Source organism: Bacillus sp. GbtcB10 (assembly GCF_019091365.1).
Lineage (GTDB): Bacteria > Bacillota > Bacilli > Bacillales > Bacillaceae > Bacillus > Bacillus altitudinis.
Genome location: NZ_JAGXJP010000403.1, coordinates 1 through 236 on the forward strand (window position 1 = coordinate 1; position 236 = coordinate 236).

The window sequence follows — 236 nt, forward strand, 5'->3', positions numbered from 1 at the left end:
TCTTTCTGAGAGCACGGATGTCTTCTTCCGTTTTTCCCGTGAGAGATGCGATCATGACATCCGTGAAGCCCTTTACCTTCGCCTGCTTTAAAAGCGGGACAGACAGATGATCCCCTTCTTCCATCAGCTTGTCGTACAATGTGATGATATCACGGAGCACATGGAGAAAAAACGGGTCAATTTTCGTTTTGGCATGGATGACTGCTATCGTTTCACCGCGGCTTAACAGTTCCATG

At 47.5% G+C, this 236-nt stretch carries 1 protein-coding gene; it reads right to left on the bottom strand.

The genetic code is table 11. The features are described 5' to 3' along the window. Positions 1–236 (bottom strand): hypothetical protein (locus KVT11_RS20650; RefSeq protein ID WP_217609223.1); only part of this gene is annotated, 236 nt, incomplete at both ends.